Below are 26,834 nucleotides of genomic sequence, written 5' to 3'. Positions count from 1 at the left end.
ACCACCATTTCACGCCTTATGCAGCCCTTTATATCCATTCAAATTTTCATGTTGTGGTTGGCGAAAGCCATGTTAAAACTATTACGTTTACGCAAACGTCAATTTTTGGAGGATAAAATGGCATTGCCGGATATTTTGAAAAACAGGCTGCGCATTCCCGTGGTCGGAGCGCCACTGTTTATCATCTCAAATCCGGCTTTGGTGCTGGCGCAATGCAAGGCAGGCATTGTCGGTTCTTTTCCCGCGCTCAATGCACGGCCCGAAGCCCAGCTTGATGATTGGCTGGCCGAGATTACCGAAAATCTTGCCGCTCATGATGCGGCAACCCCGCATCGCCCTGCCGCACCTTTTGCGGTTAACCAAATTGTCCACCGCTCCAACAAACGGCTTGAACACGACATTGGCCTCTGCGTGAAATACAAAGTCCCCATCGTTATTTCATCACTGGGTGCTGTGCCGGAAGTAAATGATGCAATTCACTCCTATGGCGGCATCGTTCTCCATGACGTTATCAACAATCGTCATGCCAATTCCGCCATCCGCAAGGGTGCAGATGGCCTTATAGCTGTTGCAGCAGGTGCTGGCGGCCACGCAGGGGCGCTCTCGCCTTTCGCACTCATCCAGGAAATCCGCGAATGGTTTGACGGACCGCTGCTGCTTTCCGGCGCAATCGCCAATGGTGGCGCAATTCTCGCTGCACAGGCCATGGGCGCAGACCTTGCCTATATCGGCTCTCCCTTTATTGCGACCACAGAGTCCCGCGCTTCTGATGGCTATAAACAGATGATTGTCGATTCAAACTCTTCAGACATCGTTTATTCGAACTATTTCACAGGTATTTCAGGCAATTATCTTAAACCATCCATAGCGGGCTCCGGCCTTGATCCGGATCATCTTCCCGAAGCAGATCCATCGAAAATGGACTTCGAAAAGGCCCAGCAGGAAGGCGCAAAAGCGTGGAAAGATATCTGGGGGTGCGGACAGGGAATTGGTGCTGTGAAAGAGATTACGCCTGCAGGTAAGCTCGTTGACAAACTTGAACATGAATATATTGCAGCGCGTGCTCGCATTTGCACGAACGGATAATAGCACTCATTTTAACGTTATAAGGCAAGGTCTGAGACAAACATCAAGATTGCACGTTTTGGGCCTTGCTTTCCTTTACGGTTTTGGTTATCAGCGCAGCGTTCGATTTGAAAACAATCGATACTCCCGCCGGAGTTAGGAACTCTTGTTCCTTGCCGCTTTAGCTCAGTTGGTAGAGCACATCATTCGTAATGATGGGGTCAGCAGTTCGAGTCTGCTAAGCGGCACCATAAAATCAATGACTTAGCTAGTTTACATTTTCACCATATTGGTGCTAGCAATCAAATAGCAATCACCTTCGTTACTTGTAATTTCCACTGCAAAAGTGCCTTTTGAAGCAGCATAAAATCCCTGTGGAAAAACGTTCGGGAACATGCAGACCACGCCTGAGCCGCACGTCGTCAAAATTAAAGCTTCTCAATTTCTGTATTGTCGAACTCGACTATTCTTGTTGTTATGTTAACAACAACTTTCATCGCGTTTCGTAATCGGACACCATCCATGTTAGGTGAGCTCATATAAATGGCGAAAAAGCCTGATAACAAAAATGAGCAGCCCAGCCTTGAGCAGCTTTATCTCAGCCTCACCGAGCACCTTGTTCGAAAATACAATATGTCATTAAGCTTTCTCACGACGCAGACTGACAGCGTTAGAGAGCATCCCCTGCCCTCAACAAACTATGAGCTTGACCATCTGCTGACGTCTGAGCAAGCCGCTGGTGTTTTAGGTTTAAGTCCAAAGACTCTTGCTAACTGGCGGGTCCAGGGCATTGAGAACTTACCTTATCGAAAAGTGGGCAAAGCTATCCGTTATAAATACGGCGATCTATTAGCTTTTATTGATTTACAAAAGAGAGAAAACACTAGTCAGAAGTGAAGCAGATTCTATTATCTGAAAACGCAATGACTAATCATTTTGAACGGCCGCAATTGGGCCGCTAGGAGAAAGACAGCTTTTTGATGCAGGTATTGGATAGCAGACGTCAGGAACAAATTGAGACAAGGCGGTACTAGCTAAGCAAGGCAGCGTTTAGCAGTGGGGGCGAATGACCTACTATTGATATTCCGATCCAACACAGCCATGATAAAGGGATAATGGGGGGGGGAGGCTGATGAAGTTAAATAAATTCTTTGCGCAAAATAGCCCTGCTGTCGAAGCATGACCAAAGGTGCATCTTTGTTTTCCGCTGCCGAGCCGGGACTAGGCTATATTTTCCAAGCTAGGTACGCTTTGCTGCGCATGTTTGACTTGCCGGAGGACGGAGAGGTCTTCATCGAACGAAACGACGATGTTGAGTTTGTGCAGTTGGACGGCAGCATCACACTGGCATCGTTAAAGCACAAAGCTGCTGGCGACCGCCTGTCAGATCTTTCGGTGGATTTCTGGAAGTCCGTCCGAATTTGGGTTGCTCACTACAAAGGTTCGGATCGGGTAAGCTCAACCGCAAGATTCATCCTTTTCACCACCGCAAGTGTGTCCTCTGGCTCTTTCCTTGAGCTTTTCGTTGGTGCTGGCGGTTCAGCAGAACAACGTATGAGTAAGGCTGCAGACGCCCTTGCAAACAGTACATCTAAGGAAATCGGCAAGGTTAAAGCTGATTTGGCTGACTTGACCGAAACCGAGACCCAGGATTTCTATTCCCGGATCACGATTTCGGCCCAAACCTCTCGCATTGATGATATCCCCAACCTGATCGATCAACGGCTCAGGACTACGAGAAAAGAGGATCGTGAGGCTTTATTCAATCGACTCGAAGGTTGGTGGACGGATCTAGTAATCCGTGTCCTAACCGGCAAAGCGGGACCCGCCATTAAGGTCCAGGACGTCAGCGACAAGCTGGCACTCCTCAGTGATCAATTCAAAGCTGACAACTTGCCGATCGACTTTCGTGGGAAGAAACCCGAGGAGATCGACACCTCAAAAGACCCTCGACTGTTCGTCGCCCAACTCCGGGCCTTAAGGCTGTCAGAGCAGCGTATCCAGCACGCCATCATAGATTACTATAGAGCCTATGAACAAAGGTCTTTGTGGGCCCGCGAGCGGTTGGTAATCGCCAGTGAACTAGAACAATACGAGGATTTGCTCATAGAGGAATGGGACAGGCACAAAGCCATACTGTGTGAGAAGATAAGCGATGCCAGCCACGATGATGCCTGCATTACCGCCGGCGAAGCACTCTATCGCTGGGCGCTGGATAATACTGGCCACTTGCGCATTCGTGAGCGGGTGACCGAGCCGTATGTTGTGCGTGGCGCTTTCCAGATTCTGGCCAATGATCGGCCCTCGCCCCGGGTTTACTGGCACCCGCGGTTCCTCGAAAGGCTCGCTGGAATTTTGGGAACGGCAGCATGAAGGATTGGGGAACCAGACCAATTGAGGTCCGAAACCTCTTCAACCCCGCGTTCTGTGGATTGATCTTGTACCGGGCACTGCTGGCTTTTCAAAACGCCGACGCCCGGGGGATGCCCTTCTCGATGTCGCTGCTGATCTTGCCGCTGGCACTACAACGCCATTCCCGTGAAGTGCTCCAGCGCGGCAACCGAAATTATTTGCTTCGCGTGATAGCGGATCACCCCGAGCTTCAAGTTGGTTTCGCCCAACGATGCACCGAGATGCTGCCCTTTACGCTTGAAGCACTTGGTTTCTTACACAGCGTTGGCACTTTGAACGTGTCAGATGACGGTAGACTGACCACCACACCGGAAGGTGTCAGAAAAACGGTGAGTGGCACAGAAGAATCCAAGCAAGCCCAGCGTGTTGCCGCCTTCATCGGCAAGGAATTCGCAAGCATAGGCCGCAGCAGTACAGTTTACACAACGATGGGGATACGTCCTTGAAGATAAAGTCGCTTCATATTTACAGCGAAGATGGCCGTCGGCGCGATGTCACCTTTCATGATGGGCTAAACATCGTGACAGGACGTTCTTCTACCGGCAAGTCTGCCCTGTCGGAAATCATCGAGTTCTGCATGGGGAGATCCACTTTCAATGTCCCTGAGGGCGTGATTAGGGACAGAGTGCGGTGGTACGCCGTGATTTATCGCTTCCTCGGTGAGGAAATTCTAATCGCCAAGCCCGCGCCCGCGCCCGGGGCGCTGTCTTCTAGCTCGGTCATGGTATGGCGTGGCGCCAAAGTGAACCCGCCCGTTTTCGCCGAGCTCATCGTCAATGACAACGATGATGGCGTTGTCGCGCTGCTATCGTCACTTCTTGGTATTCCCGAGAACGCAACCGACGTCCCTCTCGAAAGCAGCCGCATTAGCTACAACGCAAACATCAAGCATACCTATTATTACCTGTTTCAAAAGCAGACCATCGTCGCAAACAAGGATCAGTTGTTCTACCGTCAGAACGAGGATCACCAGCCACAAGCCATAAAGGACACCTTGCCTATCCTTCTCGGTGTGTCTGGTCGCGACAAGTTCACCCTGCAAAGTAGATTGCGCACGGCGAATCGCGATCTGCGCCTCAACTCTAAGCTCTTGACGCAAGCGCAAGACGCTATCGACATTTCCGAACAGAGAGCAATCGGTTTATTATCTGAAGCCCGTGCAGTTGGCATATCAATCCGAGCCGACAGTGGGGTGGATGTTGTTGACCTGTTGCGGCAGGCCATGGATTGGCAGCCGCAGTCGGTTCCTGACGAAGACGGCATTCGCGTCTCAATCATTGAGAGCGAGCTATCGGATATTCGAGAACGCCGTCGCGAGGTGCAGCGACAGATCGAAAGCGCTCAGCTCTTCACCCGACAAGCAAGCGGGTTCGAGGGGGAGGTTATCGAACAACGCGATCGCTTAGCTTCGATAAAAGCCCTGCCGTTCAACAAAGCTACCGGCGATTGGCAATGGCCATTCGCGCCCTCCAACCTTGCGCTTGAAACCCCCATCGCCACGGCGATGCTGGGCGAACTCGAGAATCTCGATCGTGAATTGGAGGCTGTTACCGGAGAAAGACCAGCCCTTCAAGCCTATCTGTCGGCGCAGCAAAAGGAAGTCATTGCGCTTTCGGAGCAGATTCGCGGCAAAGAGCTCGAGCTATCCTCAGCAATCGCCAGCAACGAAACTATTGCCCAGATGGGCAGCCGAAACAATGCCGCTGCCCGCGTTGTCGGGCGTATCAGCCTTTTTCTTGAGAACCTTCTGACTGATGAGGAGCTCAATCGTCTAATGGCTGAAGAGCGTCGACTAAAAGCGGTTATCGCTGATCTTGAAGGCCGTCTCGGGGCTGATGATAGCGAGTCGCGTCTCGTCGCGACGCTGTCCAACATCGCCATGCATATGTCATCCTACATCAAGGACTTGAATGGCGAATTCAACGAGTTCCCCGCTAGGCTGGACCTCCATAACTTGACTGTGGTGATCGACCGACCTGGACGACCTGTCTACATGAATAAGTCCGGCGGCGGCGCCAGCCACCTTGCGTATCATTTGGCCGCTTTGCTTTCGCTTCATCGGTTTGCCGCCGACTATAAACAACCGCTACCTCGGTTTTTGGTGATTGACCAACCAACACAGGTCTACTTCCCGTCCGAAACGGCATACAAGGAAGCGGGCGGCTCTATTGAACAGACCGAGCAGCAGCAGGATGCAGACCTCAACGCTGTGCGTCGCCTTTTTGAGGTGCTTTACAAATATGCGACCGAGGATGTACCGGGATTTCAGTTGATCGTAACCGAGCATGCCAATCTGCGAGATGGCTGGTTCCAGAACGCACTGGTTGAAGAACCTTGGACGAAGCCGCCTGCATTGGTGCCAGACGATTGGCCCGACATACCACTCTATTGATTTTCACCGTGAACTGACCCTCAACACTGGGGAATTGATGCCGCTGATTACGAGCAAAATGCCGGATAGCTGGGAAGAGCTGGAGGAGATCGTTGATGATATCCTGCGAGAAACAGGTATGGACTCCACACGGACGGTCAACCTGAAACTGCCCCGCGGATCGGTCAATATTGATGTCGTCGCAAAAGAAACCAACGATGGCATCCAGAATCTGATCATCTGCGAATGCAAGAACTGGAAGACCAACATTCCGCGTGAGATCGTCCATGCTTTTCGAACGGTGATGCAGGAAATCGGGGCCAACCGAGGTTACATTATCTCGCGGGTTGGGTTTCAGGTCGGGGCTTACGAAGCAGCCGAGGCGACGAACATCAATTTGGTCACCTTCAATGAATTCCAAGAGCTGTATTTCACCAAATGGTACAAAGCTCGGCTTTGGCAGATTGAGAGCAAGATCCGCAACTTCAACGCCTATTACGAACCTCTTGGGCGTCCTGGTTTCCATCTTCTCGAGACAGATGAAGAAAGAGATGCCTACGTCGAGGTATGGAATGTCTACGCGTTTGCGGGCGTCCTGATGACGTATTTCTCACCATGGATGGGTATAGCAGGACATGAGCTAGTTCCTCCTCCTTTACCTATCCCAGTGGAGAAGCTTGAGGCTGAAGGCTACCTTGTCCCCGACGTAATCAAAAGTGAAACCGGGTATCGAGAGCTTTTGGCGATGCTTGAGGAAATCGCTGTAGAGGGCTTAGCGGAGCTTCGAAAGGTCAACCCCATCACGCGTCGGCGGGATTCAGCTACGATAGAACGAGATGAGGACTCTCAAGAATAGGCCAAGCTCCTGCTTCCAAGCTATCGTTCCGTCTAGGATCAAAAAGCCCACATTGATGTGCATCCCGTCAATCGGCTTTGAAGAAGTTTCGGCATTCGGCCGCAGAGAAGAGGCTTATGATGTCGCCGAGGGCTTTGGTAATTGCTTCGAAGTTTCTGGCCGTTCGCTTTCGCAGAAGCACCTTGAGTTTTGAGAACGCCATCTCGATGGGATTAAATCCGGCGAAATTGGGTGGCAGGAAGAGAAACCAAGCTCCCTTCTTTCGCATGTCCGCTTTCGGTAGAAGGTTTCTACCGTCCGAATGACCGAGATTGCGCATAGCCGCTCACTAAGCGTATCCACACCTATGTGAAGTAATATTGAGCAGCTGACTATCCGCAACTTCCGATGCTTTGAGCCAGAAGGGGTAACCCCGCCGATATCCCTCTATGACCCGATATTGCCGCCGACCACCGCACACCACCATGCTGTATCGCGAACTACCGTTTTTACACTATTATCCGATACTTGCTTGTCCGGGTGAGCAGTGCGGAAGCTTTCGACCAGATCATGACACTCGCCGGCCCAGACGTGAATGCCCGGATATGTGATCAACTGCCGTCCTAGCACTTTCAGGACAGTAGCGCCGCTGTGACTGGCGAAGATGTCTTGCTAGCTATGCCTCATGGTTCTCTATCGCCGCGCCTTAGCCTTCGGGCTGAGCGTGCAACTGACAGCCTTCCTCACGTGCGCGGCGCGTTGAGAAGAATCGTTCGGTAATAATGGAGCGCTGGCAGGCCCGATCCGCTGTCGGTTATGGGCTTGGGTGCATTGGGGAAGATCGCTGCGGCGACGCGCTGCGAGATGGTGTGATCGACGTCGATCACGGCCTCAACATGAATCACCGGCACGTTCGCACCTTTAAGCCCCTCTTCGAATTCGGCAAGGGCTGTAACCAGCGTCGATCGGGCAAGACCGCGCCCGCGCGCGCCATCGTCGACGGCATAACCGATGTTAAAGATCGGGCCGTCCTGCTGCGCGAACATGACCAGCGCGATTATCTTCGCCCCCGCGACCCGCATATAGGAGAAGCGCGTCTTACCGTTGGGGTGATCGACCGCCAAGAACAGGCTCGGGTCGAGCCGGCAGGGTTGCAGCGGGATCGCGCCCGCCGCGAACGCCTGCTGGTAAAGCGCTAGCGCATTGCCCGGATCGGTCATCGTTGTCATCGGCGTCAATTTCATGACGGCAAGAGCGTTGGCACCTCGGGTGCGGACTCGCCCTTGCGGGTCAGCTTAAACTTGATGCTCGCCTCCGCGCCCGCCTCGGCGATGAACAACAACTCGCCCTTGGCGCTCAAAGTAAGGCCGACCTCGATCTCCTCGATCGACCATTCCTTCGAGCAGGCGGCGGCAGTCGAGCTCAAATTCATGAGTGTGTCGACGGTGCGGGTCCATTGCTCCTGAACTTGCCCTGCGGCGACCTTGGCTACCCGACCGAGACCCGGCACCCAGTCGCGCATCGAATGATGCTCGACCGATGGATCGGGCGGCAGCGGCACGACTGTGTCGCCCTCGGGAACGAAGATCGAGATCTCAAATTCATCCTGCACAGGCTCGGTCATGGGGTACTCCTTTACAGATAGGGAAGGACATCGAGGGCGAGGATCGCCTGCTCGAAATTCTGGGCGAGGCCGCGAAAGCCGGTCGGCGAGTTCGGTGCTTTCATCGAGCCGCGATAGAGGCCGACAGCGTCGCCATTCGCGACGCGAATAAGCGCCCCGGAATCGCCCTTGGAGACTGGTTGGTCGATGCAGAGGGTGACGCCGACCTCGCGTGTGTTGAGGACTCCGCAATTGTTCTGCACGTCGACGACCGTGCGCGGGACAGAACCAGACTGACAGTCGACGGTGACCGGCAGTCCCATCGAGGCAAAGCTCAGGACTGAAAGCGGAGTCGGCTTGTGGTCCGGTGCTGGCGTCAGTACGAAGGCTGCATCGACTGGCTGGAAGTAGGAGCGGCCGAGCGACGCGGTGTTACCCGACGCCATCGGCACGGCCCGGCCCGGCCGGTTGCCGTTAATCGCATGGCCTGCAGTGAGCACGCCCCAAAGCGATGTCGTTCTGCACTGTGCCCAGCAGGCGCTGGTCGCGCCGTAGGGATTCGCCACATGATGCTCAATCTCAGTCTGTCGGATCGCGAAGGGGAAGGTTACACCGCCGAGGAGCGGAAAGCTGAGCCTGTCGATGATCGTAAATTCTGGCCCGTCCCACTGGGGAACGTCGATGGTGAACCCGATCGCAGCCTCTTCTCGGTCCTTATCGAAAAGGCCGAAGGAAATCTGTTTGATATTGAAGTCCAGCCCGGCGAGCATGAACCACGGCCTGTCCCGCCAGAAGCGGCCATAGAAACGCTCGGATCGATAGCGACCGAGGCCCAGTTCTGAGAAGATCGCATAGGTCCAGAAGGTCGACCGCGCGATCAGTTCGCGATCCTCGCTGATAAAATCACCCCAGCGCTTGACTTCGTCGATGACATCGCCGGGGACCAACTCCATCGGTGGGTTCGCGCGCGGCAGGTATTCACGCAGATAGGCATCGGAATATTCCATTTTATAGTCCCCCATCCCGTCGCATCACTGATTCCCGACAGTCGTTGCGCCAACGATACAGCATAATATTTGAAGTGCCGTACGATTTGCATACAAATCTTCGCCAGATCGGGTGGACAGCGCTCGCGGCTATGCAACGGCCACTTTGGGAGATTGGCCCGCATGCTGCTCACGTCTGGAATGAAGCGCAAAGAGGAAATTATTTCCGTCTCGAGGCCGGAAGCGAACCGTCCGGTCCGTAAGCTGTTACACAATTTCGTCACCATCCGCGGCGGCCTTAAACGAAGATCGTCGAATCCAACAAATCGACATCAGAATGGCCGTTGAGCCCTCCCCATTTGAGCGGCCAGCCTACCAAGAACCAGTAGCGACCGTATCTGCTAGTGATAGCCGCGTCGTGCGTCCCTTTTCGTCGGTCATCGCGAATGACGGCAACTGTTTGCCGCAACGATTTCCATACCACGCTATAGCGATCTGAAGCAGGTCGGCGTTGGCCCGCTTGCCAAGGAAGCTGTCGAGCAGTTGATCGGTCAACTCAGCGTCAGGATAATAGCGAAAATCGCCGGGCTGTTTCAATGCATCCGGACTTTCGGCTTCGTCCGTTAGCGGGCGCTGCATCATCTTGCGCGGTAGTATGGCCGCACTTGGATGCCCCGAGAAAGCTTCTCGATAGATGGGCGCCATGAAGTCGATTATATGCGTTTCGGTCTGCAGCCACATATGGAAGGCGTCGTGCCGGGACATCAGTTGATAGTCCTCGAGCCTGCCGAACACCGCGATGTCGTTCTCACCAACGCAGAAACTGAATGCGCCCCCTACGACACGCGCCTTGATTTTGTACTTCTGATTCAGGACGAAGCCGCCGAAGGAAGCGAAGAACAGGCACGCCTTCTCCGGCGTCGCATTGGGGACGCCTTTGAGCACGCCATGGGCGACTTGATGGATTCGATTGTACTCAGTGAGCGGCAAAAGGAACTTCGGCATAGTACCTCAACGAAATGACGACAGCAGTTCACTCGACGTTTTCTTTGCGAGCCTGCCAAGTCGAAACCAGGAAGGTCGCCATCGTCCCTGAAAGATTGACAGCGAACTGGGCATGTCGAGCAGCAGGTTTAACGCGCTTCGGCCCTGGGCTGTGAGCATCGGAGATCCTGTTCCTCAGAGAACCGAGGGACTCGACGATGTTTTGACAGCTCCCAAGGATAGCCTTAAAGACCGCTTCAGTGTGATCATCGGGGGCCAGCTTCAAAACCTTCGCAAGCTTTCGATAGAGTACCGGAAGATCGTCCTTCTCTTGCCAGGTCTCTTGCGCCTCGTGCAATATCCATTTGCAAACGTCTTCCAGTAGGGTGCGGGAGAGTGTGATCGCCCCCTCAGCATCCGTATCTCTGCGTTCCAGAGCCTGCGCCCATCGGGGTTGGATAGTTTCTGGATCGAATTGGGCCAGCGCTGCATTGATGCCGACATCGGACGGCGATCCGATCCCCGATGCCCGCACCAAGTACACCGGACTACCCGAGAGAAGACGAACGACATCGAGCCTGTAGCCGTCATGACGAAGCTGCTCGTTGATTTCCTTGACCAGTCGGGCTTGCACTCCGGAGGTCTGGGCGAGTGGGCTTGTTACCTCCTCGATAAATCGAAAAAAGCGTGACTGGGAGCAGGCAAGTAGTCCGACATTGGTTAACAGCTCCCGGTTCGTCCAGTCATCGTTCCGAACGGTGGCCTGGAAGACGTCGTCCTCTAGCGAGCGATCGGCGAAGCCATGCAACGAGCGCATCTGCTTCAGTGGGAACACACGGTTCAGAAATTCCATATGCTCGAGTTCTGTCGCGAGGGGCCCGCTATCAAACAGTGCCAGGATTCGTCGCCGCGTCAGTTCGGTGATGGCAGAGGCCACGGTGTCACGAAGGCGGCCGGTAGTTTCCGATAGGGCGAAGGAATCTACCTCTTCGAGAAGCCTTTCGGCAATCCCGATCAAATCGGAAGCCGGCACGTCTAGAAGACGTCGGTGGGCATACTTGAACTTGCTCTTGAAGGACTCCTCGCGGTCGCCTTCAGCAAGGCCGAGGCGGCCGCACAGCGATGGGACGTCATTGGCGCTGAAGTCGGAAATGGCCGATGCGAGCTCCTGTCGAAGATCTCGGACTAGCGCAGTCGGATAGCTCTTCTCGGTCACTCCTATGCCGCCTTCGAGCCGGACGGTTTGTTGTCGTTCCTAGCGTCGATCATTACGACATCCTTGTGTCCGAGGATACCAAGCTTGTTCAAGATGCCATCGAGACGCTGCTTCTCCTGCGCGGAGAAAAACATGATCGCCTTGATCCCGTGCTTGGCGTCGCTGGCCGCCTGATAGATCGGAAGCTGCTTTTCGAGATTCCGCTCAAGAGCCGTGTTCTTGGCAAGCTTCATCTCCACTAATGTCTTGTCTTTCGCACCGAAGGAAATCTTGTAGTCGACCGGCCCGCGGCCGTCGTTGACCTCGGCTCCGACATCGAGCGGTGATCCGAACCATACGAACCGAAACAGGATCTGAAGGTCGCTCTCCCTCTGGATGGCGACTCCCTTGTGGTAGAAGAGCTTGTGGCCACCCTTGTTCTCGATGACGTCCTTCAGGTAGGCGAGCCGACGATGCGCCTCCGCGTATGTTAGTCCTTTAACGTCGTAGAACTCCGTGTCGCCGAGAAGCGCGGCCTGCAGGGTGCGCACCTGCGTTTCAAAGAACTCCTTCGTCTCGAGAACCTTCTGTGTGCTGATGTCGGTCGCCTTGTCGCCGGTCTGCTCCTTGAGACGGATATAGTAGTCGATAAGCTGCGGGAAGTTGATGATTGTCTTCACGGCCGCCTCCGCACGATCACGGGCCGTAGGCTTTTTGTCGTCCTTGCGCGCGAGCACCCGCTCAAAGTAGTTGAAGACCTGTCCGCGAAGCTCGGCATCGGGAATGCTTGCGGGAATGCTCTCGAAGTCGTGGATCAAGTCCGGCTTGTTGATCCAGTTCTCGTCCTTGGTCAGCAGATCCTTCGGCGTGAGCAGAACAAAGTCGCCATCGAGGTAAGGAAGCTCGAACTGCTCCCGCTCCCACACCTCGAGTTCGTAGTTGAAACGGGACTTTGCGATCCAGACCTTCTTTCGAACTGCCGGCTCGATATGAGCAAGCGCAAACTGCTCGGTGTATTTGCAAAGCCAGTGCTTGATGAGATTGGTCGTGAAGTCGCTGATCATGTCTCGGCCGACGCCGCTCTGCACGAGGCATACCTTCTCCAGGTGGCTGCCTTTCGTCACCTTCTCCGCGCCGAAGTCCGAAAACAACTTCTCAAGGTTCTGCTTTAATACAGAAGCGAAGTTGTGACCCAGTCCGCTACCGCCGTTGCCGTGCAGCGAGAAACCAAGCCAGTTCTGCTTTACCTCGGGGAAGAGAAACCATGCCTTCTCAAGATCGGGCGTGATCCTCCCGGCCATCACAGCGTCTCGAAGAAACATCATGTACCTGAGGATATCGTCGTGCAGCTGTCGATACTCGGGTTTCTTACTGTTAAAGAGCAGAAAGGGATCAATGAAGAGTGGCATATCGTTGATGACTGAGATGTTGAAAGCGCCGTGAGCGTCCAGTTGATCGGTGGTGACACCGAAGAACTCATTGAAAAACGTTGCCATGCGCAGCCCATCGTATAGTTAAGTCTTCGCTAACAAAGTGGTAGGTCGCCCTCGACTTTGCAACCAGAAATCACCTGGTTTCTCCTTTAATCAACTGATGAAATTAGCTAGGCAGTAAAGACTGGGCACCGGTCTCCTGTAGGCCTGCATTTTACGTTATCCCTACTCTCCTGAAAGAATTGCCTCAGTTCCGTCCAAACAGGGTCGAGAACGCCCAGACTCTCAGAATATAGTGGGGGGTGGCGCGTTCGGCACCCAGCGACCTCCGGAGCAGACCGACAGCTTTAGAGAACTCAATCGTGCGGTGTGAACGACCGTTTTTGCGCGCAAAGCCGACATTCCGCAATCGAAGCAACATATGGCAAAACCCCACTTTTGCCATATGTTTCCAAATCAAGAACTTAGCGCGATCACCCCTGCAGCGTCGCAATGCTCGGACCGAGTCTGTGAAAAAGGCAAATCGCCTTGTGTGTCTTTTGCCCGGTTGCAGACTGTTATCAACAGCACTACCAGTAAGCAGACCTTTTTCACAAAAGCCCGCAACAATCTTTGCGCCATGGCTGTTGATGTTGCCTGATTTGATTCAATCGAAAATCTGTTGCCGCCCCGAAGACAGCAACCCAAAACCGCTGGAGCGAACTCAGAACTGGATAAAACTTGGGGGCACCGTCACATGTTCCCCAGATAACGCTACATGCGAAGGCTTCTTCGGAAGACTGAAAACAGAGTTCTTTTATCCCAGCGATTGGAAGAGCACCACACTCGAGCAGTTTATCAATGAAGTTGACGGCTAGATTCGGTGGTACAACGAGAAGCGGATCAAGATACCACCTAGCGCACGCAGCCCAATCGAATATCGAATATCGAATATCGAATATCGAATATCGAAACACTCTTGGAACTGTGACGTAAAACCAGTCCAGGTTTTTATCCGCACCCCCACCGGGTCACTTCTCAGCGGCAATCAACAAAAGCGGAACAATTCCAGTTCAGATTTTTTCCAAATTAACACTGCTCGGATAAATATGTGTTCTTTGCCCCCAGCCGACTAATTTTTCCAGAGGAAGTCAACGGAATGGTACCAGGTCGGACAAAAATCACTTTCGCCCCTAGCCCCATGCTAGCGCTTAACGCACGAGCAATCTCCGTTCTGTAAGCCTCCAGTTCATCATTATTGAGTGACACGAACTCCAACAATACGATAACCTCGTCGGAATTTCCCGTTTTGTAAGAGAAAGCAGCCATACGTGTTGACGGGCGTTCTGGGATTGCGGAAGCTACAACATTTTCAATATCCTGAGGCCAGATATTACGGCCATTAATAATCATCATCTCTTTGTATCGTCCCGTGATGACCAGTTCACCATCACTAAGATAGCCCATATCACCAGTATCAAGATGACCATCGTCGGTTGCCCAATCCAACTGCATCTTCGGATTACAATAGCCTAACATCAAGCTCGGACCCTTGATGCAGATTCGGCCCACCCTTCTTTCGCCAAGTTCACTACCGTCTGTGCCCAAAACGGCGAACTTGTGGCCATCTAATGGACGACCGCAAACCACGAATGAACGACCGCCGCTCCCGTTTTCGCCTAAGTGCTCGGCTATTCCCTCTCCAAGCTTACGGCGATTCAGTCTTTCTACAGTCAGTCCTTTTTTGAAAGCAACCAGAAGAGTAGATTCGGCGAGACCATAGCTTGGTGTAAACGCGTTCGCATCAAAGCCGTAAAGAGATGCAGCGTTTTGAAACTCCTGAAGCTGGTCGATATCAATCATATCGCCGCCTACACCCGCCAAACGGAGACAGGACAAATCGAGATCTCCAGTAGCTATTTTCAATCTTTTTGCAGCCAGCCGATAGCCGAATACTGGTGCATAAGTGATTGTGCATCGCTTTTTAGAAATCAGTTCTAGCCATAAAATCGGACGGCGCGCGAAAGTAGTTGGAGAGATATAGTCTACGGTTGTTTGGGAGAACAGAGGAGCGATGGAGAACCCAACCAGCCCCATATCATGATAGAATGGAAGCCACGAGAAAGCTCGATCCTCTGGGCCTATTGATATGCATTCACGCAAGATACCGTTGACATTGGCTGCGACGGCAAATTGAGGAATCTGGATTCCCTTGGGCTCAAACGTCGACCCTGATGAAAACTGGATGTAGGCTAACTCATTCTCCATAAGTGGCGTGAAGGAGGGCGTAAAATCCATTCGCTCTAGAGCGCAAACAGATGTGACTATAATCCGGGTTTTCTTTTCGAGCTCTTCTGTGAAGTTCGAAAGTGCATCAGGCAGAATTAGAAGACGGGCATTGGCTGCTTTCACGAACGCTGCAAGCCTGTCTATATAACTCGTTTTTCCACCTGGATAAACTGCGAACGGCAAAGGACAGGCGACCACTCCTGCATATTGGCAACCGTAAAAAACACTTAAAAAATCCACGCTCGTTTCCGCAACAATCGCAACAGCATGCCCGCGATTAAAGCGAAAGGAGTGTAAATGCCCGGCCATTTTAAGAGCTCTGACGCGCAATTCTCGATAAGTGACTGAATCTGTGAGTCTACCTAGGTGATCATGGAAACACAGTCCGGTTTCGCCTTCCGCTGCATAGTCTAAAGCCTCCGCAATGGTGCAAAATCCTCCGATTTTTTGTGAAATTTTTCGATTAACCGAAGGGATTGGCATCAAGGAGACTTCCTTCATTATGATTTCTTGAAGACCGATTTTCGCCCTTCTTAAGCCGCAGCGTCAAGTTGCATTTTTCGAATTATTCAGGTCGTTTGCTTGTCTGAATTCACGCTCTTTTCACAAAAGCAATCATCAAATATCCGTGCGAGAAATGCTATTTTTCTGAGCAGGGAGTTCTTTCAACCACCGTTAAATTCCAGGGCCTACTTTTCTAAAGGCACGGCTCCATAATATTAGCCTTAACGTCGAGCCGACATGCCAGCAACGCGAGAAAAGATTTAGTAACTTTTCCGGCATCTCCAATCGTCAGAAATTGTCCGATCGACAATATCTGGAAATAGTGATCCATCCTGTTCTTCGACAATCCATAATTGTTGGACTTACAATGATCGTATTCTTGTCAAAATCGGTTTGGACACCTCTTGGCTCAATTAGTGTGATCAAAGCAGGTACCGGATCTTGCACTTGCAACAAGCCATATTTGATCGCCTGGGGCGCTGGCGCTTCCAGTCAAAGCAATGCCTCCACGCGTACAGGCTGCCCGCCTTCACGCAGCATTTGCGACTTCCAAAAAAAAGTTGGCGGCTCAGCAGAGGTCAGCGTAAAATGTGCTTTCCTTAAAAAGACACTTAAAAAAGTGACCATCTCTAGTAGTGCAAACTGCTTCCCACCGCAAACACGTGGACCAATACTGAAAGCCATAGTGTCGCCGGAAGGCTTGGTTTCAGCTCTGTCGTCAATATTAAGACGCCAAGGATCCCTCCTGAAGCGCGCATCATGATGAATCCCGATGAACGAAACCATAATGTTTTGACCCGGACTTACAACCATATCTCCAATCAAATCATCATCAATTGCATAGCGCGCAACAATAGGTGTTGGAGGAAAAAGGCGCAAAGCCTCGGAGATAAAGCGCGCCAAAGCCTTTAACTGGGAAAGGCTGTTCCAATTCTTTGAATGTTCATTCCAATATTGTATTACATCTACACGAAGTCGGTCCTGAATTTCAGGATATAGTGCCAACAAATAGCATACCCAACTCATTGTCGCCGCCGTTGTTTCAGATCCCGCAGCGATGAAAGTGAGCATCTCATGCTCGAAAATAACACGATCTTCCTCTCGTGCATCCGCTTGAAGCAAATCTTTTAAAAGAGGGGTTCGAGTAATCTCTGGCATCCGGAAATAAGAAAGCTGATCAAGAATACGCCGTCTCAAATTTGGTATAATAGCCAACCTGTTCCTGTATAGTGCATTGGTCTTACCTTTAGGAACAAACGAATAGTCAGACGATATTGCCATTAATTCCGCAAGAGAAGCCAGATCGATTTTGGTATCGCCCAACTGCACACCAAAGAAATTATCGATAACGACGCTGGCGGTCATATCGCGCAAAATATTATCGTCAATAACCGACGCATCTAAGCTGTGCGTGATCAAGCGTTCAACTCCGATTTCGCCGTAGTTGGTAGCCAACTGGAAAGCCTTTTCTCGGTCGAAGCGATTGAAATAAGTTTGTGTGAGGTTTCGCCGTATCTCCCAATCTCTCCCATCTTCAGAAAATCGGGACCGACCAAGAGTTTGCTGAAACCAATTCATATTTTTACGGTAGTTAGACGCGTTCAGCCGTAAAATATAATCGGCATCTTCAATACGTTGTACAATCAGTGTTTCAACACCGTTAAAACAGACACGAACATTCGCTCCGTTGTGATTACGAGCGATTTCATAGAGTTGATCACAAACGTTCGATGAAAGCGTCATGCGCTCTCTTTGCCCAACAATTCAGCCAAATCCTTCACGGACTGCATCTCAAGCAAGGCTATTGGATCGACTTCGCGACCAATCTGATTTTCAACTTCCATCACAATTAATTCAAATGTAAGACTATCAAGCTCACCTAGAGATGCTATATCTGCTGTATCAGAAATTTTGTTGACGGGAATAAAGAGGCATCCAGCAAGTATATTCTTGGCTTGCAGCATTGCATCGTCAATTTTCGTCGAAGGTAAATTCTTTTCAGGCATATCGCAGTGACTTCCAAATCTTTCAAGTCGCTAGTTATGATAGATGAGCAGGCTTGTATGAAGCAAACACAAGTAAATCTACACGCTTTCCGTTAGGAGCGAGGCATTCCTTTTTCAGATGTGCTTCGAGAAAAAACCTGCCGTTGTTCCTGAAATTGAAAAGCATTGCAAAATTTCTCGATAGAATTTTTGCCGTGAATTTATCAATATCACGCTCTGCATAGAAATGATCGAGAACAGCATCGATGGTCGCCCATAATGTCTTTTTTCCTTTTTGGCTCGCTTCACCAATACCTGCTGTAAAGCTGCCAGTCTTATGCATTCGGTTGACATCAATCGTATAAAATCCGACAGGCGAATCCACGCCTTTTTCGAATATGCCAAGTATGTAATTGTTGAAGTTATCAAATCCAGAAACAAATCTTTTTAGGCTATCTAAACTAAAATTTAGGCGACCTATATTAAGGCCTCGCAACATATCATCACGATTAAACCATGAAACCATTTCATCAGTCACGTCTGCCCCAATGAGTGTTCTAACAATATAATTACCACTCTCGACAAACACCAAATCTGATCTATGAGGATGCTGAAAAACGGGTTCATCGCGCGGAGTGAGGGACACCAAGACCGGCCTTGGTGGAATTTTAACTACAGCCATAGCCTATCTTATAGCTCCCGTTCGCGTGAGAAACAAAATCTTCTAATGTAAACTATATGTCATGAATTGATATGTTCTTGATTTATATTCACAATCCTGCCGTAACTCATCCAATGCCGTTGAGTAAGAGTGATGATAGAAATCATTTCAATCCACCCTTTAATAAACCAATCGTATATAACGTTACTTGGCAGCGCCCTGTATGCGCGCTCATCAATTGCGTACAAACGGCGCCGCCTTTGTCCGTGCGGTCCATAATCGTTGATCTCGACTGGGCTCTGGATCAGTAGATTGTATCTTAGTAGATCACAGGATAATTCAATGGCACTCTGTCGTCCTTCATAAAGCTGCGCTCCCAACAAAGCGATCCGTTTTAGAAGTTCGGTAGGGTTGCCAGACTTATCAAATATCGGCTTGGCTTGTGAACTATCCGATAAAGGTACGACTCTTCCATTATTTTCATCAAATATTAATATCCCATTATCCTGATCGGATAGTTTTTCGAACATAAATGGGTCCATTTGAAGAACTCCGGGTAGATCGGAAGCACTAAGGTCTCTGCTAACGTTGAAAGCCGCACCACCCAGACTAATTGATCCTGTAACGGCAACGGGATATGTAACCTCGTCCCTTAGAAAAAGAATTGGATATTTCCTACCGACTACTGCGAACTCGGAAAGAGAAATAGGGACGTAAGTTGGCAATTGTCTCTCTGCAAGTGATAAGTCCGGTATTATTCCATAATGTCTATGTGTTTCAGCACATAGCGCAGTCAAAGAACGCGGAGTTGATGATCCATCTCTATATTGCAAATACTACATACCTCCAAAGGCAAACGCTCTCTGTTATCTTAAACAGTATATAACGGAACTTACTTTATTATATTCGTTTCATGCCTGTATTAACAGGCATGAAACTGAAATTTTCCATGTTTATTCTATGAATAATTTTACCACTTCACCCGAAAGCCGACATTCCCGTTCACCGAGTAACTATCTGCGAAGCTGTTCAGGCTCGTCTTCACGAGGCCTTCTCCGTAGATTGAGTATTTGTCATCGTTCCAGCTATAGGTCCCACCGAACCCCAAGCCACCCCATGTTCTGTCATTGCGGCTCGTAAAATGGGTTTCGACAACATTGATGCGTGTGCCATTGAGAAACTCGTGATAGATGTTCGCTATTCCATAAACACGAGCGCGATCAAGCATGCCATTGGCATTCTGCCAGGAGTTCTCGTGTTCAAGTGTCACACCAAGGCGTCCTTGCAAGCTTCGACCTCGGTCAAGACTTATGTCACTTCCAAACACATCCAAGAAACTATCAAAGTCGACATTAGAATATACGAGCTGTGCTTGTGGTGTGATTGCCCACCCATCATTGATCCCAATTCGCTTGCCACCTTCGAGCGATAGCGCATAGCCAAAGCCATGGTTATTGTCGGTCATGCCTCTTCGTGCAGTGTCCGAATAGAGATCACTGCGATACCAAGTTAGCTGACCCTGACCATCCAGATAGAGGCCGTTCTCACCATACCACGTCAAAGTACTACCAAAACCATAGCCATCTGTGCTGATGTTGCCGTCACCATGCGCCGAACCGACATTTGTTTTGCCATGAGCGTAGTGCACCGTAACACCGCCAATCAACTTACCGGCTCCGCTTTCACTCAGTACGCCATCAAGGCCAGCCTGCATTTTAAAAACATTCTGATTGTAATCAGTGCCAGATGTGGAAACGCCTGGCTCCATACGGTTGTGTGAACCCTCTATACGACCCCAGACGCCATTGCCATCAACAGCGCCTCCCGCTTCCTGCGTCGGTGCATAAGCAGAACCGATGGGATCAGCTCCTTGTGCAATCACACGATTACCATTACCCGTCCAGTACCGATTACCGACACGCTGCTGAAGCGTTGAAACTCCGTTGAGACCAAGTAACGCCTGCGGATAGGCCTCGTAAAGCGGAACGCCTGCCTGATAAAGAGGGTTCGGATCAACCGGATCAATTGGATCAACCGGATCAACCGGATCAATTGGATCAATAGGAACGACTGACTTTAGTTGAGACCGCAAATACCAATCGCCATCTGTCGGTGTACTTACGCCGCCTTGATAAAGCTTGTAAGCATAGGCACCAGCAACAACAGCCTGCTGCCCATCATGCACATAATTACCCAAGAGGTCGAACGTGCCAGCGGATGTTCCACCCACCTCTACCACCCGAATACCCTCAACTGTCTGTGCGCCCGCGCCACCGATATTCGTAACAACGACGCTCGTCTTACCTGAAGTATCGCCTGAAATAACAAGCTTATCCGTCAAAGATGTATCATCGCCAAGCTGTGTATCGAGTGATAGTAAACCATTCTGCCCGACATAATTTCCAGAGATTGTAAGTGTACCAATTGAGCTCAGCTTACCCTGATTGCCCTCCGGCGTCTCACCCGGTGCAATTATACCGGAATTTATTGTCGAACCAACAATACCAGAACCTTCCAGAGTGCCACCTGGAAAAACCGTAGCTGTGGTTGAGTGCATGTCGCCATTAACTTGCAGAATTCCCTCGCCACGCGCGATGAGTTCTCCCTGAAAATCTAGGTGATCATTCACAAGTAAAGTTCGACCTGAAATCGCTTCAATAGCCCCGGTTCCCTCGAACTGGATGCCGCCGGATCGTGTAGGTCCAGACATGAACTGGTCTTCAAATTTATCAAAAACATAGCCATTCTGAGTGTGATTAAATAGAATTTTTCCTTCACCTTCACCAAACTCTATTATTTTTGCCATTAAGCGACCTGGAGAAGCAGCCTCTGAGCCCTCCTTACCGCCAATGCTTAAAGTACCTTTACCCGAGCTCTTATCACCCAGTACGAGCGTACCGTCCGCCGCATAGTCTATCAATTCATACGGCGCTTTACCGGTGTCAGGATCGGCTTTGTGACTCACCGTGGCGCTTCCGACCCGGATAATACCTGAATCAAATAGATTAAGTTCACCTATCCCGGTTTCCCCGACCCGTATGGTTCCGCTATCCGTAGTCAACAGTTCTTCATTATACCACTGCTGAAAAACACCCGACTGGTACCAGACGGATCCAGCCCCAGAAACGGAAATCAATCCCGTGCCGCCGTCAACGCCCAACCGCGTCTCAAACTCCTCACGTGAAGAGATCGAGCTATCATCAAGAAAGCTTTGAGGGAGATAGCTATGGACTTTGCCTTTGGATAGAATATTGAATTCACCGGTACTATTCTGGCCTTGCCCCACCACGAGCCCATGAGACAACAGCGCAATAGGTGCATCATCGCGCGTGGAAGCTAGAGATCCATCAATATTTACAATTCCCGAGCCACCATTCAGTCCGACGGTTATCTGCCCACCTGTGACAGTTGTGGGTGGATTAGGATTAAACCCATATGGCTGACTATCACCAAGCTTACCACCAGCGAGAACATTTAGCGTTCCTCTCGAACCGATACCGTTGCCAACAATAAAATCGCCACGCGAAAGATAGGTGTAGACTGAGCCATCAATATTAAGAGTGCCGGTACCGCCGCCTGTGCCGATATGCAAACCACCGCTGATACCAGGAGTAACAAAAATTGGGGCGCAGGCGTAACACTGAGAGTCCAGGAAATAAGGCCCCTCAGGCGATACAGCGATGTCTTTTCCCGTGCCCAAGAGATTTACTGTACCAACAGAATCTGCGCCATCGCCAATCAGTAGCCGCTGTAAATACAGAGAAGAATTGACATTGCCATCAGTTGAAATTGTAAGTGATCCGTTTCCACCCCCACTACCCACACGAACGTCTTCGCCGAATGTGAGATAGGTACTATTATACTCATAATCCGGTATCGTTAGAATGTTGATTCTAACAGATGCGTCAGCACCGACCGCAGTTCCGATGTTCGCCGCTGCATTACTACCACTGCTGCCACTGCCAAGATCGATCACACCGACCGGCGCACCGCTACTTACGGTAGAATCTTGACCTTGGGGGCCGTTGCCATCACTCCAATTCAACGGATTAAAGAAATCGTCATTTCCTGCAGCGCCTGTCCATTCATTGGCTGAAGCACTTATGGCAGATGCCAGAATAATCGCGGCGGCCGATGCAGTAGCCAAGAAAAAACGTCGCTTTGAGCAGAAAATATCAAAGCTAAAGGTTGAATTATACACGGAAAACCTCGCGCGTTAAGAATAAATACGAGGTAAAACGAAAAAGATGCACTTATCAAGCTGCGGAAACTGATAAAAATTGGTCGTATTATATATTTTTTTTCAAAGGAATGACGCTGCAAACTCCAACGGATTCTCTGGAGCGGAGAAGACAAGCTACCACTTTCTCGCAAGAGTCCCTCATTTCCATAAATGACTTGAAAGCAAACCGTACCAACGTTGAACAGAATTCACCGAAGCGCCAAGCAGCAACGTATCTGAAACTATTCATGTCTTCACCTCATCTAGCCATTTTCGGTTCGCGCAGCTTCCGCCACCAATTGGTAAAATGCCCAATGTGGTATTCATAGACAAACTCCGCCCTGATCATCCCGAAAGACTAATGAGGCAATTAGAACCTTAATTGAGAGGCCGGGATCATCCTAAGCCTACGAATCTGCGGAGCCATTTTTGGTTTCTGCGCGTATGATATGCCGCCGTTGAATGTGTTAAGTCCTTACAGTGACAGACATTCAGTATTATGCGCTTTGAGCACAGCGTTACCGTGCAAAGATCCCAGTGCATAGTTTTCTCCGGCGCCTCAGGAGAAGCCAAATTCCATACTCGAACCAACTACAACTGAACGGGAGGGACTTGGGCGGGCATCAGATATGATTCGCGATGCAACCAATTTTTATCAACAATCCTAAGTTAATATTCCCTAACATTTAAAACTCATGACATGGGGTAAGTTATGGTTTTAATGAAAAGAAATGGGATTGCTAACCATAGTCAGGTCGACGACGCATTAGATATGTTCGTTAATCTATACTTAGAAGTATTCAACGAAACGCCATTTTTCTCAAAAATACTTTCTGATGAGTCTAGATACTTAATTATGTTAAAGCTAACGAGTTTGGCATGGGGGCAAGATTCTTGCGTAACAGTCGGCAAAATTAAGGATTTTGCCAAACAGTATGCATTAGCAAGCGGAACCAGGGTCGGCACTATAATAAATATTTGCTGCCTTCTGGGAATAATAACTAAAAAGGTTAACATTAATGATAGAAGAGAATATATTATATCACCCACAGAGAAAGCTATAAAACTAGTTCGTAATTCTTTTAAGTATTACAAAGAACCTCTTACCCTTATTTATCCCGATAAATTTGAAAATTTGGGCGATGATGACCTATATATAATAGGAAAAATGGCGGAGATCGGTGTCTAATACTACGTTAATAATTTTAGATTTGTAGATGAAATAAAAGGATCAGACTTGTTTTCACGGAGAGACGGAGGATTCGAAATTTTGCTACATGTTCTTACTAAGACTAATTTCCCTTATTCAGATGAAGAAGAAATTATATTCTACCCATTCTCCCGCATTGCAAAAGATGTCATGGTGTCGCGATCGCACGTGCAAAAGCTTTTTAAGAGTGCAGAAGAAGCGAGATTTCTCAAGAATATACAACCAGGAGGAAAAGAATTACTTATATATCCAGAGATGAAATATTTAGCAAGATCAATGATTATTAGTATGTTAGCCTTGGCTGCGCATGCTGCTGAGAATGTAATTGTAAACGAATACATCAACAATGAGATTCCACAACCAAAAAATACTAGGCAATAATGACAAAATGCGACAGTCGTATTTTGACGGCAGCGATGGCTAGGAATGTCTTGAAAGATTTCTGGCTTTGTCATATCGAGTGGCAATGCGACGCAATTGCTTTAAACTATTTAACATCCGCTCGATGCAGTTTCGACCCTTGTAGGGCTTGGAGTTGCAGGCTGGAGGTTTTTTCGGTTTTCTTTGGGCGCAATAACGGGCTTTATGCCACTGCACAAAAGAGCGTCCCGAACGTTGTCGCCATCATAACACTTATCAGCGAGCAACAGTCTGGGCTTTTTCACGCGAATGGACATCAAGTCTTCAACCGCATTGTAATCCCAAGCCTCCGTACCTGTGAAGACGAAGCCAAGAGGGTGTTCCTGACCGTCTGTAAGGGCGTGGACTTTTGTCGTAAAGCCGCAGCGTGATCGACCAAAAGCCTCCTTATAAGCCCCCGCCCTTCCGCGCCGGCTACCTGAGAATGACCGCGAGCAGTCGTACCATCGATCATATGTGCCAGTTGTCAGTTAAGCCGAGTCCGACAAGGGTTTCCTAAAGCGCATACCATATGCCTTGTTCTGCCCAGCGTCGAAACCGCACATCAATCAACTTCCATTTGCCGCAGCGTTCATGCATGTCGCACCACGGACAGTCAACCCGTAGAACATGAAGCATACCGTTAAGGTACTGGCGGTTATACAAAGAAGACCGGGACTTTCCTCCCTGCCCAGCAGTCAACAAACTCTCAATCAGAATACATTTCTGTCCGCTTAGATCGCCGCGCGCCATAACCTGCCTCCTAAAAAGCAGTCTTGAATCACGCTATAGCTGATCTGGGAATCCTCTATGTCAACAAGACACAATGGGTCGCTACAGTCGAACATTTTGCAATGAGGCCGTATTAATTTTACCTGATATCTACATCCCGAATAAATTTTCAACAAAATGAAAACCAAAAATGATTATATTATTCTTCATCAAAAATGTGTTATTTATAATTATACAAAAATCCCGAAAAGCCGATCTTTAAGCCTTGTATGTATTTATCGGAACTACATCAGACATAAACCTCCCTTGTAAATAAACGTTTTTGAACTCATTTAGTCGCCAGTAATCCTCCTCTGTCTCAACTCCTTCGATAACGATAGTTGAAACGAAACTTTCTGTGAATCGAATGAAGTGGCGTAAGCTTTCGGAGTATTTTTTATCCCTGCTACCGTGAAGGATGCCCGCATCAATCTTTATGATATCAACTTTGATAGAGTAAAGGTGTACTGGTTGAAGCAAACCGCTCCCGAAGTCATCCAAGGCTACTCGGCAACCCAATTTACGAGCATCATTTAAAAACGTGTTGAAAAGCGCTAAATCGTTTATTGAGATAGTTTCCGTTATCTCTAACACTAATCTTGATAAGACGTGTTCCCGCTTTTTAAGCTGGTAAAGGATCATATCCCAGCTAGCTCTGCTATTCATAGTAAATGTAGATATATTGCAGCCCAATACTGCAGATTCATGACAATCTAAAAATTCCAAAACTTTGGAAAGCACTATGAGATCCAGTGAAAAAATTCTTCCAGCTTTTTCTAAGGCCGGAACAAATTGCATAGCCGCTATCTGATTTCCTCGCTCATCCCTCAAGCGAGACAGACATTCTGCGTAAAGCACGTTTGTGGGGTCAGAGATTGCATGCGCGGTTTGGACACCTAAGAAAACTCGCTTCTCCTCTATCGCTTTCACTGCTTGATTTAAGTAATATTCGCCCATATCAATTTCTTCATTCTTTTTTAATTATAAATCGCCAGAGCTATAATAATATTCAATGTATTCCTCCTTCAATATTTAATATGATGCATGTGAATAAAAATCCTTTATAACAATCCATAGGATACTACCTCTGGTGCTCCTCCTATATTATGCAATTAGTAAGAATTTTGACAGGCCTAAGCTTTGATAAAATATGGTTGTATTTTGCAATTCTGCTTCACCTGGGCAGCGCCAGCTGAGTTATAATACGCTGCCGATCTATTGACTGGTCATTCGGACGGGGCCCGTTTTCCACCACAAAATCTTATGGAAATATCTGCCAAAAACTGGCCACCTCGGGTGTCTTAAGGCCGTTAATTCTTGAAGATTCAGGGCGGCAGTACATCCAGATCGCTAGCAGGTCGACGTTCGGCGATGCGTCTGATCCCCTGCCTCAGCCGCGACAGTAGAACGATCTCTTTAATCTTGTCGGTTTGAATCGACGTGAAGAGCCGGCGCCTACGTCCTTCTACCCCTGGGATTTTCGCAAAAAGCCTACTTTTGCAATTAGGCAAAATTTGCATAATCGCAAGAATGCGATCTTTGTAGGTCACGAAGACGGAGGTATCGCTTGGGATGCGTCTCTTCGCTGATCGATATTTGAAAAATCAACCATCTCGCACCCTTTGCTTATCACAAAGCAATATGCACCGCTATCGCAAGCTGACATCTCAAAGGCGCCAGTTCGAGAGCCGACTTCTAACGAACTTTGATACGACACGCTAGGTCGTGCACTCATAAATAGTCTAGCTATTTGAATGGATTAGTGTTTCAAAGGTCTCGGATTTGGAGGTCTTTGATGTCACGTCGCCGCTATGAACTGACAGAACGCGAATGGTCGATTATTGCGCCGCTGTTGCCATGCAAACCGCGTGGTGTACCCCGCGTCGATGATCGCATGGTACTCAATGGCATTCTATGGCGCTTCCGCACA

At 49.5% G+C, this 26,834-nt stretch carries 24 protein-coding genes, 1 tRNA gene and 2 pseudogenes; 11 read left to right on the top strand and 16 right to left on the bottom strand.

Features of this window, described 5'->3' with window-relative positions; all coding sequences use genetic code 11:
- Positions 1-117: 117 nt before the first annotated feature.
- From ABE527_RS11765 to ABE527_RS11735, 7 genes are all read left to right on the top strand, one after another.
- Positions 118-1,086: an NAD(P)H-dependent flavin oxidoreductase gene (locus ABE527_RS11765; RefSeq protein ID WP_265985780.1), complete on the top strand. Its 969-nt coding sequence runs from the start codon at positions 118-120 to the stop codon at positions 1,084-1,086.
- A 154-nt stretch (positions 1,087-1,240) separates the two neighbouring features.
- A tRNA-Thr gene (locus tag ABE527_RS11760) sits at positions 1,241-1,316 on the top strand.
- Between the two features lie 292 nt (positions 1,317-1,608).
- Positions 1,609-1,962, top strand: a complete 354-nt coding sequence (locus ABE527_RS11755; protein WP_499697022.1) for a helix-turn-helix domain-containing protein — start codon at positions 1,609-1,611, stop codon at positions 1,960-1,962.
- A 282-nt stretch (positions 1,963-2,244) separates the two neighbouring features.
- Positions 2,245-3,438, top strand: a complete 1,194-nt coding sequence (locus tag ABE527_RS11750) for an ABC-three component system protein (RefSeq protein WP_499697021.1) — start codon at positions 2,245-2,247, stop codon at positions 3,436-3,438.
- Positions 3,435-3,923: a three component ABC system middle component gene (locus ABE527_RS11745; protein ID WP_499697020.1), complete on the top strand. Its 489-nt coding sequence runs from the start codon at positions 3,435-3,437 to the stop codon at positions 3,921-3,923. The genes ABE527_RS11750 and ABE527_RS11745 overlap by 4 nt, the downstream gene beginning before the upstream one ends.
- The gene (locus tag ABE527_RS11740; protein ID WP_499697019.1) at positions 3,920-5,869 is read left to right on the top strand and encodes a DUF3732 domain-containing protein; all 1,950 of its coding nucleotides are present in this window, start codon (positions 3,920-3,922) and stop codon (positions 5,867-5,869) included. Before ABE527_RS11745 ends, ABE527_RS11740 begins: the two co-directional genes overlap by 4 nt.
- Positions 5,870-5,906: 37 nt before the next feature.
- Complete coding sequence (locus tag ABE527_RS11735; RefSeq protein WP_499697018.1) at positions 5,907-6,704, top strand: restriction endonuclease; 798 nt, start codon at positions 5,907-5,909, stop codon at positions 6,702-6,704.
- A 67-nt stretch (positions 6,705-6,771) separates the two neighbouring features.
- Here the strand turns inward: ABE527_RS11735 and ABE527_RS11730 are convergent, their stop codons facing one another.
- The 8 genes from ABE527_RS11730 to ABE527_RS11695 all read right to left on the bottom strand — a co-directional run bounded on the left by ABE527_RS11730 (position 6,772) and on the right by ABE527_RS11695 (position 12,947).
- Positions 6,772-7,023 carry a hypothetical protein gene (locus tag ABE527_RS11730; RefSeq protein ID WP_499697017.1) on the bottom strand — a complete coding sequence of 84 codons (252 nt, stop codon included), beginning with the start codon at positions 7,021-7,023 and terminating at the stop codon, positions 6,772-6,774.
- A gap of 107 nt (positions 7,024-7,130) precedes the next feature.
- Positions 7,131-7,298: a hypothetical protein gene (locus ABE527_RS11725; protein ID WP_499697016.1), complete on the bottom strand. Its 168-nt coding sequence runs from the start codon at positions 7,296-7,298 to the stop codon at positions 7,131-7,133.
- 128 nt (positions 7,299-7,426) lie between these two features.
- Positions 7,427-7,912, bottom strand: a complete 486-nt coding sequence (locus tag ABE527_RS11720; protein WP_499697015.1) for a GNAT family protein — start codon at positions 7,910-7,912, stop codon at positions 7,427-7,429.
- 11 nt (positions 7,913-7,923) lie between these two features.
- Positions 7,924-8,307 carry a Pepco domain-containing protein gene (locus tag ABE527_RS11715; RefSeq protein ID WP_499697014.1) on the bottom strand — a complete coding sequence of 128 codons (384 nt, stop codon included), beginning with the start codon at positions 8,305-8,307 and terminating at the stop codon, positions 7,924-7,926.
- An 11-nt stretch (positions 8,308-8,318) separates the two neighbouring features.
- The gene (locus ABE527_RS11710; RefSeq protein WP_499697013.1) at positions 8,319-9,293 is read right to left on the bottom strand and encodes a hypothetical protein; all 975 of its coding nucleotides are present in this window, start codon (positions 9,291-9,293) and stop codon (positions 8,319-8,321) included.
- 351 nt (positions 9,294-9,644) lie between these two features.
- The gene (locus ABE527_RS11705; protein ID WP_499697012.1) at positions 9,645-10,277 is read right to left on the bottom strand and encodes a DUF2026 family protein; all 633 of its coding nucleotides are present in this window, start codon (positions 10,275-10,277) and stop codon (positions 9,645-9,647) included.
- A 28-nt stretch (positions 10,278-10,305) separates the two neighbouring features.
- Positions 10,306-11,472, bottom strand: a complete 1,167-nt coding sequence (locus ABE527_RS11700; protein WP_499697011.1) for an abortive infection family protein — start codon at positions 11,470-11,472, stop codon at positions 10,306-10,308.
- A gap of 2 nt (positions 11,473-11,474) precedes the next feature.
- Positions 11,475-12,947, bottom strand: a complete 1,473-nt coding sequence (locus ABE527_RS11695; protein ID WP_499697010.1) for a DUF8370 family protein — start codon at positions 12,945-12,947, stop codon at positions 11,475-11,477.
- A gap of 674 nt (positions 12,948-13,621) precedes the next feature.
- On the opposite strand from ABE527_RS11695, the pseudogene ABE527_RS11690 reads away from it, so the two are divergent.
- Positions 13,622-13,813: pseudogene (locus tag ABE527_RS11690) on the top strand (IS3 family transposase); the annotation flags it as partial.
- Positions 13,814-13,952: 139 nt separating this feature from the next.
- On the opposite strand, the gene ABE527_RS11685 reads toward ABE527_RS11690, so the two are convergent.
- The 6 genes from ABE527_RS11685 to ABE527_RS11660 all read right to left on the bottom strand — a co-directional run bounded on the left by ABE527_RS11685 (position 13,953) and on the right by ABE527_RS11660 (position 22,503).
- The gene (locus ABE527_RS11685; RefSeq protein WP_499697009.1) at positions 13,953-15,653 is read right to left on the bottom strand and encodes an AMP-binding protein; all 1,701 of its coding nucleotides are present in this window, start codon (positions 15,651-15,653) and stop codon (positions 13,953-13,955) included.
- Positions 15,654-16,148: 495 nt separating this feature from the next.
- Entirely contained in the window at positions 16,149-17,399 is a 1,251-nt protein-coding gene (locus ABE527_RS11680; RefSeq protein ID WP_499697008.1) for a cytochrome P450, read from the bottom strand.
- Entirely contained in the window at positions 17,396-17,662 is a 267-nt protein-coding gene (locus tag ABE527_RS11675) for an acyl carrier protein (protein ID WP_499697007.1), read from the bottom strand. The genes ABE527_RS11680 and ABE527_RS11675 overlap by 4 nt, the downstream gene beginning before the upstream one ends.
- 34 nt (positions 17,663-17,696) lie before the next feature.
- Entirely contained in the window at positions 17,697-18,323 is a 627-nt protein-coding gene (locus ABE527_RS11670; protein WP_499697006.1) for a GNAT family N-acetyltransferase, read from the bottom strand.
- 59 nt (positions 18,324-18,382) lie between these two features.
- Complete coding sequence (locus ABE527_RS11665) at positions 18,383-19,099, bottom strand: SapC family protein (protein ID WP_499697110.1); 717 nt, start codon at positions 19,097-19,099, stop codon at positions 18,383-18,385.
- 173 nt (positions 19,100-19,272) lie between these two features.
- Positions 19,273-22,503, bottom strand: coding sequence for an autotransporter family protein (locus tag ABE527_RS11660; RefSeq protein WP_499697005.1), 3,231 nt, complete (start codon positions 22,501-22,503; stop codon positions 19,273-19,275).
- A gap of 733 nt (positions 22,504-23,236) precedes the next feature.
- Here ABE527_RS11660 and ABE527_RS11655 point away from each other — a divergent pair.
- Positions 23,237-23,713: a hypothetical protein gene (locus ABE527_RS11655; RefSeq protein WP_499697004.1), complete on the top strand. Its 477-nt coding sequence runs from the start codon at positions 23,237-23,239 to the stop codon at positions 23,711-23,713.
- 81 nt (positions 23,714-23,794) lie between these two features.
- Positions 23,795-24,115, top strand: a complete 321-nt coding sequence (locus tag ABE527_RS11650) for a hypothetical protein (protein ID WP_499697003.1) — start codon at positions 23,795-23,797, stop codon at positions 24,113-24,115.
- Here the strand turns inward: ABE527_RS11650 and ABE527_RS11645 are convergent.
- Together ABE527_RS11645 and ABE527_RS11640 are read right to left on the bottom strand one after the other, a co-directional pair.
- Positions 24,105-24,886 (bottom strand): annotated as a pseudogene (locus ABE527_RS11645) (IS5 family transposase). The gene ABE527_RS11650 and the pseudogene ABE527_RS11645 sit on opposite strands and share 11 nt — an antisense overlap.
- A gap of 237 nt (positions 24,887-25,123) precedes the next feature.
- A complete protein-coding gene (locus ABE527_RS11640) occupies positions 25,124-25,861 on the bottom strand; it encodes an EAL domain-containing protein (RefSeq protein ID WP_499697002.1) in 738 nt (245 codons plus the stop codon).
- Between the two features lie 838 nt (positions 25,862-26,699).
- On the opposite strand from ABE527_RS11640, the gene ABE527_RS11635 reads away from it, so the two are divergent.
- The coding region (locus ABE527_RS11635; protein WP_499697109.1) for a transposase at positions 26,700-26,834 on the top strand (135 nt) is incomplete at its 3' end.

The organism is Brucella sp. TWI432, from assembly GCF_039674445.1.
Lineage (GTDB): Bacteria > Pseudomonadota > Alphaproteobacteria > Rhizobiales > Rhizobiaceae > Brucella > Brucella chromiisoli.
The sequence above is the reverse complement of the archived record's forward strand: the minus strand, read 5'-3'. Positions and strand labels throughout refer to the sequence as shown.

Bases quoted from the DNA above. Each gene is read 5' to 3' on its own strand.
- ABE527_RS11670 (WP_499697006.1), bottom strand. From the start codon at position 18,323: ATGGCTGTAGTTAAAATTCCACCAAGGCCGGTCTTGGTGTCCCTCACT.
- ABE527_RS11720 (WP_499697015.1), bottom strand. From the start codon at position 7,912: ATGACAACGATGACCGATCCGGGCAATGCGCTAGCGCTTTACCAGCAG.
- ABE527_RS11730 (WP_499697017.1), bottom strand. From the start codon at position 7,023: ATGCGCAATCTCGGTCATTCGGACGGTAGAAACCTTCTACCGAAAGCG.
- ABE527_RS11685 (WP_499697009.1), bottom strand. From the start codon at position 15,653: ATGAAGGAAGTCTCCTTGATGCCAATCCCTTCGGTTAATCGAAAAATT.
- ABE527_RS11695 (WP_499697010.1), bottom strand. From the start codon at position 12,947: ATGGCAACGTTTTTCAATGAGTTCTTCGGTGTCACCACCGATCAACTG.
- ABE527_RS11705 (WP_499697012.1), bottom strand. From the start codon at position 10,277: ATGCCGAAGTTCCTTTTGCCGCTCACTGAGTACAATCGAATCCATCAA.
- ABE527_RS11765 (WP_265985780.1), top strand. From the start codon at position 118: ATGGCATTGCCGGATATTTTGAAAAACAGGCTGCGCATTCCCGTGGTC.
- ABE527_RS11680 (WP_499697008.1), bottom strand. From the start codon at position 17,399: ATGACGCTTTCATCGAACGTTTGTGATCAACTCTATGAAATCGCTCGT.
- ABE527_RS11640 (WP_499697002.1), bottom strand. From the start codon at position 25,861: ATGGGCGAATATTACTTAAATCAAGCAGTGAAAGCGATAGAGGAGAAG.
- ABE527_RS11715 (WP_499697014.1), bottom strand. From the start codon at position 8,307: ATGACCGAGCCTGTGCAGGATGAATTTGAGATCTCGATCTTCGTTCCC.
- ABE527_RS11745 (WP_499697020.1), top strand. From the start codon at position 3,435: ATGAAGGATTGGGGAACCAGACCAATTGAGGTCCGAAACCTCTTCAAC.
- ABE527_RS11755 (WP_499697022.1), top strand. From the start codon at position 1,609: ATGGCGAAAAAGCCTGATAACAAAAATGAGCAGCCCAGCCTTGAGCAG.
- ABE527_RS11710 (WP_499697013.1), bottom strand. From the start codon at position 9,293: ATGGAATATTCCGATGCCTATCTGCGTGAATACCTGCCGCGCGCGAAC.
- ABE527_RS11735 (WP_499697018.1), top strand. From the start codon at position 5,907: ATGCCGCTGATTACGAGCAAAATGCCGGATAGCTGGGAAGAGCTGGAG.
- ABE527_RS11655 (WP_499697004.1), top strand. From the start codon at position 23,237: ATGGTTTTAATGAAAAGAAATGGGATTGCTAACCATAGTCAGGTCGAC.
- ABE527_RS11675 (WP_499697007.1), bottom strand. From the start codon at position 17,662: ATGCCTGAAAAGAATTTACCTTCGACGAAAATTGACGATGCAATGCTG.
- ABE527_RS11750 (WP_499697021.1), top strand. From the start codon at position 2,245: ATGACCAAAGGTGCATCTTTGTTTTCCGCTGCCGAGCCGGGACTAGGC.